Genomic DNA, 839 nt, shown 5'->3' with positions numbered 1-839 from the left:
CAAAAATTCAGAAAACGTGGCTGCAAACGAAGGAGAACAAACGAATATCGTTTTTGATCTTTCCCGCAACAATATCAATATTAGCGTTTCAGACTGGGGTACTGTTGTTCAGTACGTTACAGTCGGATAATTCGACCCTCAATTTTTTATATGCAATAGGCGCACATTCGGATTGTTCCGAGTGTGCGCCGCTTTTTTATAAATATGCGATTCTCCGTGATAGGAATACCAACCAATATGATACAAACGCAATCGTTAATAAGTATTTAGCCTGATTATAAGCACTTTACGATATTACGAATGATACGAATACAGTACCCGTATGACATTTTTACCACGCACAAAAAAGCAATTGATAATGTAACTTTGTAGCAAGAAATAACACAATACAATTTGTGAAATTTTACCCTATACTCTGTTTGCACGAATCCCTTAATTCTGCAAGCAAACCTAATTAATATAACCGTGAGGTTACATAATTATCATAAAAGTCCAGACTTTCTGTTTCTCTTTAACAAGAACAGATAATCTGGACTTTTTCTATTTCCACTTCATCCGCCGGAAGGTGTGAATCACAAATCAGCTTTTAACTGTTCTGTTTTTATCAAAAACAACCTTATTGTTATTCCTGACTTATTGTACGGTTTTCCAAAATACCCGTTGGTCCAAATCGAAACAGTAGCGCATGAAATTTGATTTTATACCCCATATTTTTCAAATGGGTCTTGTTCACATTTGCTGTATGGCTGCTTTTAGTGTATTTGATTAATAAAAGAGCACAGCTTAAAAAATAAAAGTCTATATTATAAGTGCAAACAAAAAATATGGACAAAATCATT

At 34.2% G+C, this 839-nt stretch carries 1 protein-coding gene; it reads right to left on the bottom strand.

The features are described 5' to 3' along the window. Positions 1-622 precede the first annotated feature (622 nt). Positions 623-839, bottom strand: a 217-nt coding sequence (locus H8S65_RS20970) for a hypothetical protein (protein WP_222616330.1), incomplete at its 5' end; no start/stop codon positions are given.

Origin of the sequence: Parabacteroides hominis (assembly GCF_014287585.1) — a bacterium.
Taxonomy (GTDB): Bacteria; Bacteroidota; Bacteroidia; order Bacteroidales; family Tannerellaceae; genus Parabacteroides; species Parabacteroides hominis.
This window is presented reverse-complemented; position numbering and strand designations above follow the sequence as displayed.